Below are 14,042 nucleotides of genomic sequence, written 5' to 3' on the forward strand. Positions count from 1 at the left end.
ATCCAACGTTTCCACTTTCGAGGTCTCAGCATGTCCGGTGCCCTGTCGCATATCCGCGTTCTCGACCTGTCCCGCGTACTCGCCGGGCCCTGGGCCGGGCAGATTCTCGGTGACCTGGGGGCCGAGGTGATCAAGGTCGAACGTCCTGGCAGCGGCGATGACACCCGCCACTGGGGCCCGCCCTATGTGAAAGACAGCGAGGGCAACGACTCGCGCGAGGCGGCCTATTTCCAGAGCGCCAACCGCAACAAGCAGTCGGTGACCCTGGACTTCACCCAGGCCGAAGGTCAGCGCCTGGTGCGCGAGCTGGTGCAGAACTGCGACGTGCTGCTGGAGAACTTCAAGGTCGGCGGCCTCGCGGCCTACGGCCTCGACTATGAATCCCTGAAGGCGCTCAACCCGCGCCTGATCTACTGCTCCATCACCGGCTTCGGGCAAAACGGGCCCTACGCCAAGCGGGCAGGTTACGACTTTATGATTCAAGGCCTCGGCGGACTGATGAGCCTGACCGGCAAACCAGAAGGCGAGGAGGGGGCCGGCCCGATGAAGGTCGGCGTTGCCTTGACCGATATCCTCACCGGCCTGTACGCCACGGTCGGCGTGCTGGCGGCACTCAACCAGCGCGAGCAGTCTGGCCTCGGCCAGCATATCGATGTGGCCCTGCTCGACGTGCAGGTGGCCTGCCTGGCCAACCAGGCGATGAATTACCTGAACACCGGGGTCGCGCCCAAGCGCCTGGGCAATGCCCACCCCAATATCGTGCCCTACCAGGATTTCCCCTCGGCCGATGGCAACTTCATCATCGCCGTGGGCAACGACGGACAGTTCCGCAAGCTTTGCGAGGTCGCCGGCCTTACGGCTTTGGCCGACGACCCGCGTTTTATCACCAACAAGGCCCGCGTCGCTCACCGCGCCGAGCTGATTCCGCTGCTGCGCCAGGCCACGGTGTTCAAGAGCACCGCCGAGTGGGTCGCCCTGCTGGAACAGGCCGGCGTGCCCTGTGGGCCGATCAACGACCTGGCCCAGGTATTCGATGATCCCCAGGTCAAGGCCCGCGGCCTGCGCATCGAACTGCCCAATGGCCTGGGCAGCACCACCCCGCTGGTGGCCAGCCCGCTGCGCCTGTCGCAGACTCCGGTGGAATACCGCAACGCACCACCACTGCTCGGCGAACACACAGAGCAGGTGCTAAGCCGCCATCTGGGCCTGAGCGCAGAACAGCTGGCCACCTTGCGCGCCGCCGGAGTGCTTTAAACCGCTCGGTTTCTAATCGGCCATGTAGGGTACGCCGCGTGGACCAAGAGCCCGCGGTCTAGCCCGGTGCGCACGGCGCACCCTACCGATGCCGAGCCTGCAGCTTTACCCACCCACACCAAGACAGGGCGCAGCCTTAGCAACAGCCCTCGGCGGGTCAAAACGGGCGTGAGCCTATTAGGCCCGCGCGCGTAAAGAAAGGGATGTCCCCCCGCTGACCTTGCCGTCCTCAAGCTGATTCTGAAGATGCCGTAACGCGCACAGTCGGTGGCACCGGGGCCAATACTTCCTTCTAGCCGCTGCAGTACAACAAACGGGCCATTCTCACTCCGTATTTCCTTGTGCTCGGTACAGGCGTCGACACCTGGAAACTCCTAGACGCGGCCGACCGACCGCGAAACAGCCACACCCGCAAGGAACACAGCATGTTCACCCGCACTGATCTCGCATTCACCAGTCACGGCATTACCTGCAAGGGCTACCTGTATAGGCCGGCGGAAGCCAAAGGGCCGGTGCCCTGCGTGATCATGGGTCACGGCTTTGCCGCCACCCGCGAATGCGGCATCGCACCCTTTGCCGAGGCTTTCGCCAACGCCGGTTATGCCGCCTTCGTGTTCGACTACCGGCACTTCGGGGCCAGCGACGGCCAACCACGTCAACTGCTTGTACCATCGCGGGAAGTGCAAGACTGGCTCTGCGCCATCGCCTTCGTGCGCCAGCTCGATGGCATCAGGCCCGACGCCATCGCCCTGTGGGGCACCTCCTTCGGTGGCGGGCTCGTCACAGTCGCCGCGGCACTCGACGGTAATGTGCAGGCCATCATTGCTCAATGCCCGATGATGGATGGCCTGGCCTCGGCGCTCGAAGTGATCCGCTATGCCGGCATTGCCCATGTACTGAAACTCAGCGCCCACGGTGCTGTAGATATCACCCGCGCCCTGCTCGGCATGTCACCGCACTACATTGCTTCCGCCGGTCGTCCCGGCGAAGTGGCAGCAATGACTGCAGCAGATTGCTATGACGGCTATCTCGCCCTGGTACCCGAAGGCGTACCGAATACGGTGGCCGCGCGCGTCTCCAGCACCCTGATGACCTTCCGCCCGGTCACGCAAGCGCACAAGGTCACTTGCCCGGCGCTGATCCAGATTTGCGAAAAGGACACCGTGGCTCCGGTGGCAGCGGCAGAGAAAGCCGCGAAGAAAATCAAGCACGCAGAAGTGCGCCGTTACGACATGGGCCATTTCGACATTTATCAGGGGGCGAATCGGGAGAAGAGCGTAGCGGATCAGCTCGCGTTTCTACTGAAGACGTTCTCCCGATAAATCATTAGCAGGCCCCGTAGGGTGCGCCGCTCGCACCAAGACCTCACCGCCGGTCCCTGGCGCACACTGCATCCTCTACCAATGCCGAACGCACAGGATGATCCACTATCTATCCCGACTGGCCAGGCGGCCAATCGGGCAGATAACCCAGCAGCAGCGCCACGCGCCAGCGATCACGCAGCCACGCAACAGGGTTGCTGCAGCTTACGCAATTGCTGCTGCGCGGCCAGGCGCAGCACATAACCCAGCTTGAGCAGGCCCGGGCCGATGATCGTCAGCGAATGAGCCGTCACCAGGCTGCCCATGCTCAGCTGCGCCTCCAGGCCATAGGCACCCAGCAGACCGCTGAGTAACAGCAGCACACCAACCAGCAGCATGCGATTCGCCAGTTGCAGCACCCGCAGTGGGCAGGATAGGTACGCCAACATAATCACCTCCTAGGCCAGGTTATTAGCCGTCCAGCGCGCTGGCCGGGCCAAAGAACTCGTAATGGCTCTGCGCCGCCGGCACGCCGAGTGCCTGCAGATGCCGCTTGATCTGCGCCATAAAGGGCTTGGGGCCGAGGAAGTAGGCGTCCAGATCGCGTTGCTCGGGCAGCCATTCGGCCAACTGCTCCAGGCTGAGAAAGCCCTCGGCATCGGCCTTATCGCCCGCCCGCGGCTCGCTGTAGCACACGTAGTGACGCAGTTGCGGACGCTCAGCACCCTGGCTGTCGACCCAATCGCGGAAGGCATGCGCCCCGGCGTGCCGCGCACAGTGGATAAAGTGGATTTCGCGACCCGTGTCGCGCGCCGCCTCCAGCATGCTCAGCGCCGGAGTAATGCCGACGCCGGCGCTGATCAGCACCAGCGGCTTGTCCGACTCGCGCAAAACGAAATCCCCGGCCGGCGGGAACAGCTCCAGACTGGCACCGACCTGCAGCTCATCGTGCAGGTAATTGGACACCTTGCCGCCCGCCTCGCGCTTGACGCTGATGCGGTACTCGCGGCCATCGCCCAGGGCCGACAGCGAGTAGTTGCGCCGCTGCTCCTCGCCGTCCAGCAGCAGACGCAGGCCGATATATTGGCCCGCCTGGAACGGCGGCAGGCTGCCGCCATCGGCAGGTGCCAGGTACAGCGAGACGATTTCCTCGCTCTCCTGCACCTTGCGGCTCAGGCGAAAACTGCGCGCCCCGCGCCAGCCGCCGGGAGCCTCGGCCGTAGCGGCATAGGCGGCCTCCTCGGCCCCGATCAGGATATCCGCCAGCTGGCCATAGGCCCCGGCCCAGGCGGCGATCACTTCATCGGTGGCGATCTCGGCACCCAGCACTTCACGGATCGCCTGCAACAGGCAGCTGCCGACAATCGGGTAATGCTCAGGCAGGATCTGCAGCGACACATGCTTGTTGACGATCTGCCCAACCAGCGGGCCCAGCGCGTCGAGCTTGTCGATATGCCGGGCGTACATCAGCACCGCATTTGCCAGGGCGCGCTGCTGGCTGCCGCTGGCCTGGTGCGCCTGGTTGAACAGCGCGCGCACCTCGGGGTACTGGCTGAACATCAGCTGGTAGAAGTGCCGGGTCAGGGCTTCGCCGCCGGTTTCCAGCAGCGGTACGGTGGCCTTGATCAGGCTGATCTGTTGCGGGCTGAGCATGGGGTGACTCCTAGAAGGCTGGCACGCCGCGCTTGCTGACGTGCTAAGTTCATATCACCCTGATTACTACAGAAATCGTGCCACTAAATTTATTCATATATTTCAACAACTTAATAATATTGCTGTTCTTATGACAGCAAAAATTGCGAGTCTTTATGACAGCTAAAGTGTCCTTATGACAGCAAACCCACTGCTTACCGCCCTGATTCCCCTGGTTGCCGACCTGGCCCGCGAGCTGCCGGAAGCCGAACGCTATCGCCGTCTGCTGCAGGCCCTGCGCCAACTGCTGCCGTGCGATGCCGTGGCCCTGCTCAGGCTCGATGGCGAGCAACTGGTACCCCTGGCGGTGGAGGGCCTGAGCGCCGACACCCTCGGCCGACGCTTCAAACTCAGCGAACACCCGCGCCTGCAGGCCCTGCTGAGCCAACGCGGGCCGACCCGCTTTGCCACCGACTGCGAACTGCCCGACCCTTACGACGGCCTGGTCGAGGGCCACCGCGGCCATCTCCAGGTGCACGACTGCCTGGGCTGCCCACTGTATGTACAGGACCAGCCCTGGGGCCTGCTGACCCTGGATTCCCTCGACCCGGCCAGCTTCGGCAGCGTCGACCTGGACAACCTGCAGGCCTTCGCCAGCCTGGCCGCCGCCACCGTGATGGCCAACGAACGGATCAGCCTGCTGCAGCGCCGGGCCGAGGACGAGCATCAACTGGCGGAAATCTACAAGCAGGCCGCCGGCCAGCAGCGCCCGCGTGAGCTGATCGGCCAGAGCGCGGTGCATAAACAGCTGCAGCAGGAAATTGCCCTGGTCGGCGACAGCGAACTGAGCGTGCTGATCAGCGGTGCCACCGGGGTCGGCAAGGAACTGGTGGCCGAAGCCATTCACGCCGCCTCGCCACGGGCGGCGCGGCCGCTGATCAGCCTCAACTGCGCGGCGCTGCCGGACAACCTGGTGGAAAGCGAACTGTTCGGCCACGTGCGCGGGGCCTTTACCGGGGCCCACAACGAACGTCGCGGCAAGTTCGAACTGGCCGACGGCGGCACGCTATTTCTCGACGAGGTCGGCGAACTGCCGCTGGCGGCCCAGGCCAAGCTGCTGCGTGTATTGCAGAGCGGCCAGTTGCAGCGGGTCGGGGCCGACCGCGAGCAACGGGTCAATGTGCGGGTGCTGGCGGCGACCAACCGCGACCTGGCCGAAGAGGTGCGCGCAGGGCGTTTTCGCGCCGACCTCTACCACCGCCTCAGTGTCTACCCGCTCAAGGTGCCGACGCTGCACGAGCGCGGCCGCGACGTATTGCTGCTGGCCGGCTACTTTCTCGAGGAGAACCGCGCACGCCTGGGCCTACGCAGCCTGCGCCTGAGCAGCGAGGCGCAGAAGGCCCTGCTGGCCCACGACTGGCCGGGCAACGTGCGCGAACTGGAACACCTGATCGGCCGCGCCGCGCTCAAGGCCCTGTCAGCCTGCAGCGAACGTCCGCGCATCCTCAGCATCGACACCCGCGCTCTCGACCTGCCGGACAGCCAGCCCACCGCACCCGAGCCCACGCCCAGCGCCCCCGCCGCACACAACAGCCTGCCCCTGCGCGAAGCCCTGGACGCCTACCAGAAACAGCTGATCAGCCAGACCCTCGCCCGCCACCAACACAAATGGTCCCCCGCCGCCCGCGAACTGGGCATCGACCGCGCCAACCTGATCCGCCTGGCCCGACGCCTGGGTTTGCAGTGAGGAGACCCTGAAACGCAAAAGCCCCGGATTTTCATCCGGGGCTTTTGGCTTTTTAAAGGTGGTGCCCAGGCGTGCCTCTAACCTGCTTCCTATCCATTTGTATTTAAAGGCTTTTCTTATATTGTGATTTTTCTGGCATACAGGCTGGCATACACGGTGCCGGCTGCTGGACCTGATTTGACCATTTACTGACCTGGCCATTAAGTGTTCATGGCCCCCGTGAAAGCGCCAGCTCTGAACCTGAAAATCTAGCTCAACCATCCCTGCAACAACGTTGAGGAGATCCAAGAGCGCAAAAAAAAGTCTACGGAAAATCTTGTCTCTACTTGTTTACAGCCATCGCCAGTCACATAGCTTCGCCTATCCGCCATTCAATCAGTGTGGATACGTAAATGCTGAAACCCCCGCTTCACTTCACGCCTCAAGCCGCCACAATCCCGGAGTTTGATCCGGATTTCATCATCATCCGTATGCCTGAGCTCGAGACAATAACTGGCATTTGTCGCCCAACGATTTACAAGCGCCTCAAGGATGACCCGACTTTTCCACGTCCCGTGCCACTAAGTGACAGCTCTGCTCGCGGCGCTCCAATTGGTTTCGTGCTGGCCGAAGTCCAGCAGTGGGTGCGTTCGCGCATCGCCAAACGCGCGGAGGTCGTATGAATACCATCACGGTCCGCGGCCACCAGATGCCCATCATCGAGTACCAAGGTCAGCGAGTTATCACGCTGGCCATGATCGATAAGGTTCACGAACGAGTGGATGGTACTGCCCGCCGTAACTTCAATGAGCACCGTCTGCGCTTCATCGAGTCCGAGGACTTCTTCGTACGAAATTCGTACGAAGCCCGACAGATGGGGACCAACGCCCCAAACGGCCTTACCCTGCTGACCGAGTCGGGCTACCTGATGTTGATTAAGAGCCTGACCGACGATCTGGCCTGGGACGTTCAGCGCCAACTGGTGCGGAGCTACTTCCGCCCGGCAACCCCTGCCGCGCTTTCGCGCCTGGAGCTTCTGGAGATGGCCTTGACCAGCGAGCGGGAGAAGCTCCAAGCCATCGCCGAGCGTGACCAGGCCATTGCGGCCAAGGCGCAGATCGGCAGCAAGCGCGAAGCGACAGCGATGGCCACCGCCTCGACTGCCAAGCGCGAAGCCGCGCGCCTCGCTCAAGAGCTGGGCCGAGGCAGGATGCACGCGACCATCATCGCTGTCGAGAACGCATCCGGTCGCCGGTTCGGCACGCAAGGATTCCGCCCACTGAAGAAGTGGTGCAAGACGCACGACGTGACGCCGCCGAAGGTGCCGTGCCCGCGCTATGGCAAGGCTGTGTCCTGGCCGGCAGATGCGTGGCTGGAGGTCTACGGAGTTGTCCTAGGCGACCTGTTCGGCGGGAGTGTATCGGCATGACCCATTGCACACTCACGCACACTGGAGGGGCTGGCTCGTACGATCCGGACTGGGTGCCCGCACACCGCGCCTGGCTCGACGCTAACGAGTCGCTGGCCATTGCAGTGCTCAAGCCCTCCGAGCAACAGGAGTCCCGCCGCAATGACTGATTCCGTGACTCCCCTGCGCCGTCCCGGTGGCGATCCGCTCGGCCTGCTGCTGTCGCGGCTGGATGATGTCAAACAGTACAGAGCCCGCTACAGCGCCCGCTGCCCGGCGCACGATGACAAGTCGCCGTCCCTGAGCCTGTCGCGCGGCGAGGATGGCCGCGCCCTGGTTTACTGCTACGCCGGCTGTGAAAACCGCGACGTGCTGGCTGCGGTCGGCATGAAGCTGCGCGACCTGTTTCCCGGCAACCTGAGCCATGAGCAGCGCCAGCAGTACCGTCGCACAACACTGGAGAAGGAGCGCAGTTTCGAGCGCATGATTATCGATGCGGCGAAGGGCAAACCCCAGGACCTGCGCGACGAAGACATTCCCCGGCTCGCGCAGGCACAGGAGCGCATTGACCAATTGGACCGGGAGCTGTCGGCACTGGACGAATCGCCGAGCGAAGACCAAGCAGAACCGGAGGAGAAGCAGAGCCAGGCATCGCACCTGGTCAAGTTCGTGGAGCAACGTTTCGAGCTGTTTCACGACGCCAACAAGGAGGTGTACGCCTGTGACCTTAAGACCGGCGAGGTGCGCAACCTGGCATCCCGGCAGTTCCGCGACTGCCTACTGGCCAGCTTCTACAACGAGACGGGAAAGACGCCGCGCGAACAATCCGTGCGCGAGGCGCTGAGCACGCTTGCCGGCCTGGGTCGGTTCCACGGAGAGCAACACGAGGTCTGCCTGCGTTTCGCTGGTGCTGCGGGAGACTACTGGATCGATCTGGCGATGCCCGGCAGTAGCCGTGCCGTACGCCTGCGCCCCGGTCGCTGGGAGATCGTCGAGTCCTTGGAGGTCGCTTTCGTCCGCCCCGAATCCATGCAGCCGTTGCCCGTACCGGTCCCTGGCGGCAATCTCGACTTGTTGTGGAAGGTTGCCAACGTCCCGCATGGCTGCCGCCTGCTGGTGCTGGCCTGGCTGGTCGAGTGCCTGCGTCCCGACACCCCTTTTCCGGTCGCGGAACTGTTGGGCGAGCAGGGTAGCGCCAAGAGCACGACTCAGATGGCCCTGCGCCGGTTGATCGACCCGAATGCCTGCGACCTGCGCGGTGCCCCCAAGTCGGTCGAAGATATTTTCGTGTCTGCTGGAGCCTGCGCCCTGATGAGCTACGAGAACATCTCGCACCTGTCGGCCCCGATGCAGGATGCGCTGTGTGTTCTGGCCACGGGAGGGGGCTTCGCCAAGCGCAAGCTTTATTCCGACACGGAGGAAAGCGTCATCAGCGTGAAACGCCCCATCATCCTGAACGGCATTTCCGCCGCCGTCACCGCGCAGGACTTGGTGGATCGCGCCATCACCATCGAGACGCCTGTCATCAGCGAACGGCAGGAAGTCACCAACCTGTGGCGCGAGTACGAGGAGGGCCGCGCGCGCTTGCTGGGAGCATTGCTCGACTTGGCTGCCAAGGCGCTGGCCATCCTCCCCGATATGCGCCTGCCTGCCGATGACCGCCCGCGCCTGGTCGAGTTTGCCTTGCTGGGTATGGCAGTTGCCGTGGCTGCTGGCCAGAAACCGGAGGACTTTCTCCGCGAGTTCGGTGCCAGCCGGCAGGAAAGTCTGGCGCGCACCATCGACGCCAGCCCTGTCGCTGCTGCGGTGGTGGACATGATTGCGGGCCGGCCGCAGGGCATGAACGCGTCGGCCAAGGAAATCCTGCAAACCCTGGAGCAGTACCGTCCGACTGGCTGCGACTCCTGGCCGAAGTCTCCCAAGGGCCTGGGAGATGCTCTGCGCCGTGCCGCTCCTGCGCTTCGCCAACTCGGCATCGAGTGCAAGTGTCACGGCAAGGGTAGTGGGGGCGTTGTGCGCTGGGAGGTGCGCAAGAAAGTTTCCGCTGCCAAGTCCCAAATGTCCCAAGTCCCAAACGTACCCGCTGAAAAGTTGGGACTTGGGACTTCTGGGACTTCGGTTCGAAAGATTTCTTCCGCTACCAGTCAATCGGAGTACTTCTGAAATGGCCGCCCTGGTGGACTACCTGCGCGGAGCTGGCCTGGCCGTTGAGCTGGAAGGCAAGCGACTGCGCGTCACCCCAGCGGATCGCCTCACTGAAGACCTGCGCCAGTTCGTGCGTGGCTACCGCGCCGAGCTGCTGGCCGAACTGAGCACCGTCAATGACGCCCAGTCGACCAGCGAGCCGCAGCACTTCGTCTGCACCGCAGCAACCGCCACGCCCGAGTGGCTGGCAGCACGCGACCAGTACTACGGCCATGCCTTCGCATGCATCCTCTGCTACCCGCCAACAAGCCGCTACTGCTCGACTGGCACCGCACTGCGCGCCATCTACGAGGCAACCCCTTGGATCTGACGCCAAGACCACCGACTACAGGTCAACGGATTGACCGCCATCCGCAATAAGCCAGTCAGTACTCACCACGACCCGCTGACTTTCATCAGGAGCCTCGTCCCCAGCTCTAACAGCAGGCCCATACGATGCGCCAGTTCGCCCCGACCCTCCATCGGCGAATAGATTTCCTAGAGCTGCGGGTTCCGAGCATAGCGACGATGGCTGAGCGTCCATACGCACATACCTGCCGAACTCGTAGCACCCCTCTAACGCCTGGATGTGTCCGCAAGCGAAACCACCAAACAGGCTATTCATGCATCGTCACACCGATGGTACGCAGTGCGCGGTACGCAACTTGGTACGCACGAAAACAGGTGGTTAGCGAGTTCGGGTTAATGAACGGGATAGCCCGAAATCAGTTAACAGACATAGGTTAACAAGCCGGTTAACAGGGAATCGGCCTGTAATGAGATGTGGTCGCAAACCAAGGTTACCGGGTGGTTACCCAGCCCTTGGAAAACACGATGCCAGTTCAGATGCCTCGGTATCCAGACAGGTATTCAAGCCGGTATCCATAGAAAACGTGTTTGTGGCACCGAGAGTGGAGAATACATGCGCACCATGCTCCATGTGGCCAGACTCTGGCATTAGTGCTGCTCACTGATTCGGTTGGAGTTGACCAGTAGCCGATTCCCATAGAATTGGTAGAGATCGCGCCATAGCTGTCGATCGCGACAGGCTACAACTGGCCAGATGCGGTCATCGCCCGGTGCCGATAGAATCCTTGGTGACATGACTCTTCTCTGACTTGGGCATCTGTATGCACTTCGATGAATTACTGGCACGGTCGGCCATGCTTGAGGACCGGCTTGTCGGCTTTTTCGCCCTGCCCTTGGTCAATGCTTCCAGTCGCCTGCAGGCAACCCAGGCACTAGCTAGTCTAGGATTTGAGCACGCCAGGAGCCTGAAGCATCTGGTAGCAGCAGGGCTGTACACCTCTGCGGCTGCATTGCTGCGAGTACAGTACGAATCACTAGTTCGCGCACTGTGGGTGCTTTATGTAGCCAAGGATGGTCAGGCGGATTTGATGCTTGCTGAGCTCACACATGAGACGGCAAAGCAGGCAAGCAAAATCCCTATGCTGAGCCAGATGTTGGAAGAGATTGAAGTGAAAGCTCCGCACGCTCCGGTAGCACACCTAAAGGAGTTTAAGCACTACTCTTGGAGGCCTTTGAATTCCTACGTGCATGGAGGCATCCATGCAGTTAATCGTCACGGAAGAGGGTTTCCGCCAGAGCTGGTTTTAGCAGAGATCCAGCACTCGAATGGTCTGCTCGGAATCGCAGGCAATCTGCTTTTGATTCTGAGTGGTGTACCGCCGGAGACAGGAACGATGGCAGGCATCTACACGGAGTTCCAAGATTGCTTCCCTGCGAACAACCCACCATACAAGCGTACGGCCGAGCCGGCTCATTGATCGTTCTGCACGGTCAGTTTTCGGCCAAATGCGGCCGCTCGCAACCGGCCGATTTCGACCCAGTGCGGTCATTGCCTAACGTTTGGTTAAGGGGCGGGCTTTAGCCCGTCCCTGTGAGCGAAGCGAACGGTTTGAACCAGCTGTTAGATCTGGCTCGATAGCTGAGAAGGGCTGCAATTATATTGGGCCAGTTGCTAGTTTTGATCTGCGCACTGGAGCATTAATGCCATAATCTTTGGCAACCTTCTCAATCATGGATTTGTACCACTCAGGCGCTTCGGGTGATACTACGATGCTTCTAATCAACTCCTGTGCAGGGGCGTTTATGATTATGCCTGATTCATTATTGACATGCCCCTCATCGAATCTGTCGATTATTACTCTTACCTCTTTCTCATAATCGTATGCCGTAACTTTGTATGCAAAAACATTAGAATACGGCTTTATGGTTAAGCTTGGCTCTCGCCAGTGCTTTACATACGTTACTTTTTTGATTGCTATGTGTCCGTCGATCTTGGCGTCGTTAAAAACTTTTTCTAGGTTTTTAACAGTGGTGGTTACGGCTACTGCGCAATTGCTTGCCCCATATAGTTTCCACATCGCCATGCTGTCGTTGGGCGATTTGTGCCAGCAATTGACATACACACTTTGCTTCAGCTTTTCTTTAAACTTTTCGTAGGTGTAATTTATTTTGTTGTCTTTGTAGGACTTCTCTATTGCATGGCGTATTGACTGGGTAAAGGAACCTTCAAATTGGTCTTCAAACTTATCAGCTCTACATAAAAATATATTTTGACTGGTCGCGTAATGTACAAATTTTGAAGTGTCTAGGTATCTCCAAAGAACAGTGTCTGCGCTTAGCGAACTATCAACGCTTGCTTTCCCTTTAATTCGCAGCACTGATTTCTCCTTTGGATCTAACGTTTGGTTAAGGGGCGGGCTTTAGCCCGTCCCAGTGAGCGAAGCGAACGGTTTGAACCACTTGTTAGGCGCTTGTATTATTTTGAGATATTTCAGAGTTAACTATTTTGTTTATTTTTGCTGTAACTATTTTATCTTGGGCTTCCCATATTTTAGGGGCTGCATACCCTAGGAGTATGGACAGCGCCATGACTTTGGCAATAGTTGATGGTGTTTCTTGAATGGCACCAATAAAATAAAGGCCAATTATTAGGCCCAGTATTGCTCCAAGCATTAGGCGTAGACCGAGCCAAATTCCGCGTAATTCTTGTAGTTCTTTTGAGGCAATCCGCATGTCTGATTCATTTGTGGGCGGACCTTTTAAATCTATGGTTTCGACAATTGCGTGAGCAAAGCTCCCGATCATTGCGCCGAGCGGGCATAAGATTATTAGCGCAACGTCGTACCCGCTTAACCCGATACTTAGTATGTTCATATAACTTCCAGTATAAAGAGCCTAACGATTAAGCTAAGGGGCCGGCTTTAGCCGGGCCCAGTGAGCGAAGCGAACGATTTGAGCACATTGTTAGAAGACATTAATCGCTTGGAATTGCTACAACATGGAAGCCAGTAATAACGTTTGGAAACCAAGAGAAAATTTCTGTTAAATTTAGTGTTGCACATAGCAGTACTAGCCATGCAAAAGCCAAAACAATACCGACTTTAATTGGTGCTCTGCCAACGGAGAATGAGCTAAGAATTAGAGGATTCGTTAAAAATTTCGTCTTTCCGGCAGAAAGCTTAGCAGCAACTATTTCTTTAGCTTTACCAGGGGGGACTGAAAAAAGTTGGTGTGGCTCGTGGGTTTCGGTTTTGAGCTTTCCACAAAGTAATACTTCAAAATGCTCTACTCGACTCTCCCACCACTCCTGCCAGAATTTTGCTCCGCTTGCCATTTGAATTTGGTATATCGATACAAGAAACCCCGTAATGCAAACGACTAACTCAACGAATGGCCGGCTGTTTTCTGCCTGCATAACGCTTGCGAGCAATACACCTTGAAATAGCATGAAGAAATTATTTCTTTGAATTAGGTGGCTAATCTCAAAGTCTCGGGCCTTTATACTTACTTCATAAACAGCCTTGAGAGAAATAGTTTCTGGGGCTTCTTCATTCTTTTCAGACACTGCGGAACTCCTTGTAGTGGCTTCTAACGTTTGGTTAAGGGGCCGGCTCTGCCGGCCCCAGAGAGCGAAGCGAACGATTTGAACCATTTGTTAGGAATTTACTCCGCTTTCACGCGCTTTCTGGATCTGTTTGGTGACGTGCCAATTATTTGGAATTTTTAACCTTTGGCTTCGAAAGACTCTGCCATTAGACAAAACGACTTCAACTTGGACCATAGGGTTCGTAAAGGCGAAGATAGGTAATGCAAAGGAAAGTTGATGCGATAGATTTACAGGTTGGCCCGGTGCCAGGCAAATAGGTTCGGGGCCGATCATTTCGTAAACCGGTGCGCCGAACCGCACATTACCGTAGAGTCGGGGCTTGATAAATGGATGACGAAGATGAGTTTTAATAATGTAGCTAATTGAGTTCGCGCTACGCCCACGGCACTTGACTAAATAGATGGCTTCAGAACTTCGATTTGTAATTGTTGCAAGAATTTCGTCTTGGTCTGACTTATCGAAGTGCACACGGATTCCCGCTAATACGTTGATTGGGAATAACCACCCCCATGCCTTTCGGATCGCGAAAATCGCACCGATGACCCCGCCCAAGCCGAGCAAAGTTCCCGTAATTGCTTCCGGCATACTGATAAATTCCTAACTATAAATAGACACCAAATG

At 58.9% G+C, this 14,042-nt stretch carries 14 protein-coding genes; 8 read left to right on the forward strand and 6 right to left on the reverse strand.

From position 1 onward, the window contains the following. Positions 1–30 precede the first annotated feature (30 nt). The gene (locus WMW70_RS18455) at positions 31–1,254 is read left to right on the forward strand and encodes a CaiB/BaiF CoA transferase family protein (protein WP_341438920.1); all 1,224 of its coding nucleotides are present in this window, start codon (positions 31–33) and stop codon (positions 1,252–1,254) included. 425 nt (positions 1,255–1,679) lie between these two features. Next, complete coding sequence (locus WMW70_RS18460) at positions 1,680–2,576, forward strand: alpha/beta hydrolase (protein ID WP_341438921.1); 897 nt, start codon at positions 1,680–1,682, stop codon at positions 2,574–2,576. Between the two features lie 173 nt (positions 2,577–2,749). Here the strand turns inward: WMW70_RS18460 and WMW70_RS18465 are convergent, their stop codons facing one another. Continuing rightward, entirely contained in the window at positions 2,750–3,004 is a 255-nt protein-coding gene (locus WMW70_RS18465) for a transmembrane sensor/regulator PpyR (RefSeq protein ID WP_341438922.1), read from the reverse strand. A gap of 22 nt (positions 3,005–3,026) precedes the next feature. Next, complete coding sequence (gene hmpA, locus WMW70_RS18470) at positions 3,027–4,208, reverse strand: NO-inducible flavohemoprotein (RefSeq protein WP_341438923.1); 1,182 nt, start codon at positions 4,206–4,208, stop codon at positions 3,027–3,029. Positions 4,209–4,383: 175 nt separating this feature from the next. Between hmpA and norR the strand changes: the two genes are divergently transcribed. The 6 genes from norR (at position 4,384) to WMW70_RS18500 (ending at position 11,292) form a co-directional block, all read left to right on the forward strand. Next, a complete protein-coding gene (norR, locus tag WMW70_RS18475) occupies positions 4,384–5,934 on the forward strand; it encodes a nitric oxide reductase transcriptional regulator NorR (RefSeq protein ID WP_341438924.1) in 1,551 nt (516 codons plus the stop codon). Positions 5,935–6,326: 392 nt separating this feature from the next. After that, a complete protein-coding gene (locus tag WMW70_RS18480; RefSeq protein WP_445942165.1) occupies positions 6,327–6,596 on the forward strand; it encodes a helix-turn-helix transcriptional regulator in 270 nt (89 codons plus the stop codon). Continuing rightward, positions 6,593–7,342, forward strand: a complete 750-nt coding sequence (locus WMW70_RS18485; protein ID WP_341438925.1) for an ORF6N domain-containing protein — start codon at positions 6,593–6,595, stop codon at positions 7,340–7,342. Before WMW70_RS18480 ends, WMW70_RS18485 begins: the two co-directional genes overlap by 4 nt. A 141-nt stretch (positions 7,343–7,483) precedes the next feature. Further along, the gene (locus WMW70_RS18490) at positions 7,484–9,484 is read left to right on the forward strand and encodes a hypothetical protein (protein ID WP_341438926.1); all 2,001 of its coding nucleotides are present in this window, start codon (positions 7,484–7,486) and stop codon (positions 9,482–9,484) included. Position 9,485: 1 nt separating this feature from the next. Beyond that, positions 9,486–9,836, forward strand: a complete 351-nt coding sequence (locus WMW70_RS18495; protein WP_341438927.1) for a hypothetical protein — start codon at positions 9,486–9,488, stop codon at positions 9,834–9,836. 799 nt (positions 9,837–10,635) lie between these two features. Then, positions 10,636–11,292 carry a DUF6988 family protein gene (locus WMW70_RS18500; RefSeq protein WP_341438928.1) on the forward strand — a complete coding sequence of 219 codons (657 nt, stop codon included), beginning with the start codon at positions 10,636–10,638 and terminating at the stop codon, positions 11,290–11,292. 177 nt (positions 11,293–11,469) lie between these two features. Here WMW70_RS18500 and WMW70_RS18505 read toward each other — a convergent pair whose 3' ends face one another. The 4 genes from WMW70_RS18505 to WMW70_RS18520 form a co-directional block, all read right to left on the reverse strand. Beyond that, complete coding sequence (locus tag WMW70_RS18505) at positions 11,470–12,192, reverse strand: hypothetical protein (RefSeq protein ID WP_341438929.1); 723 nt, start codon at positions 12,190–12,192, stop codon at positions 11,470–11,472. 85 nt (positions 12,193–12,277) lie between these two features. After that, the gene (locus tag WMW70_RS18510) at positions 12,278–12,688 is read right to left on the reverse strand and encodes a hypothetical protein (protein ID WP_341438930.1); all 411 of its coding nucleotides are present in this window, start codon (positions 12,686–12,688) and stop codon (positions 12,278–12,280) included. 100 nt (positions 12,689–12,788) lie between these two features. Beyond that, positions 12,789–13,379, reverse strand: a complete 591-nt coding sequence (locus tag WMW70_RS18515; RefSeq protein ID WP_341438931.1) for a RipA family octameric membrane protein — start codon at positions 13,377–13,379, stop codon at positions 12,789–12,791. A gap of 90 nt (positions 13,380–13,469) precedes the next feature. Further along, entirely contained in the window at positions 13,470–14,006 is a 537-nt protein-coding gene (locus WMW70_RS18520; protein WP_341438932.1) for a hypothetical protein, read from the reverse strand. Between the last annotated feature and the right edge of the window lie 36 nt (positions 14,007–14,042).

The organism is Pseudomonas sp. XK-1, assembly GCF_038069885.1.
GTDB lineage: Bacteria > Pseudomonadota > Gammaproteobacteria > Pseudomonadales > Pseudomonadaceae > Aquipseudomonas.

Bases quoted from the DNA above. Each gene is read 5' to 3' on its own strand.
- WMW70_RS18455 (WP_341438920.1), top strand. From the start codon at position 31: ATGTCCGGTGCCCTGTCGCATATCCGCGTTCTCGACCTGTCCCGCGTA.
- WMW70_RS18460 (WP_341438921.1), top strand. From the start codon at position 1,680: ATGTTCACCCGCACTGATCTCGCATTCACCAGTCACGGCATTACCTGC.
- WMW70_RS18465 (WP_341438922.1), bottom strand. From the start codon at position 3,004: ATGTTGGCGTACCTATCCTGCCCACTGCGGGTGCTGCAACTGGCGAAT.
- hmpA (WP_341438923.1), bottom strand. From the start codon at position 4,208: ATGCTCAGCCCGCAACAGATCAGCCTGATCAAGGCCACCGTACCGCTG.
- norR (WP_341438924.1), top strand. From the start codon at position 4,384: ATGACAGCAAACCCACTGCTTACCGCCCTGATTCCCCTGGTTGCCGAC.
- WMW70_RS18480 (WP_445942165.1), top strand. From the start codon at position 6,327: ATGCTGAAACCCCCGCTTCACTTCACGCCTCAAGCCGCCACAATCCCG.
- WMW70_RS18485 (WP_341438925.1), top strand. From the start codon at position 6,593: ATGAATACCATCACGGTCCGCGGCCACCAGATGCCCATCATCGAGTAC.
- WMW70_RS18490 (WP_341438926.1), top strand. From the start codon at position 7,484: ATGACTGATTCCGTGACTCCCCTGCGCCGTCCCGGTGGCGATCCGCTC.
- WMW70_RS18495 (WP_341438927.1), top strand. From the start codon at position 9,486: ATGGCCGCCCTGGTGGACTACCTGCGCGGAGCTGGCCTGGCCGTTGAG.
- WMW70_RS18500 (WP_341438928.1), top strand. From the start codon at position 10,636: ATGCACTTCGATGAATTACTGGCACGGTCGGCCATGCTTGAGGACCGG.
- WMW70_RS18510 (WP_341438930.1), bottom strand. From the start codon at position 12,688: ATGAACATACTAAGTATCGGGTTAAGCGGGTACGACGTTGCGCTAATA.
- WMW70_RS18520 (WP_341438932.1), bottom strand. From the start codon at position 14,006: ATGCCGGAAGCAATTACGGGAACTTTGCTCGGCTTGGGCGGGGTCATC.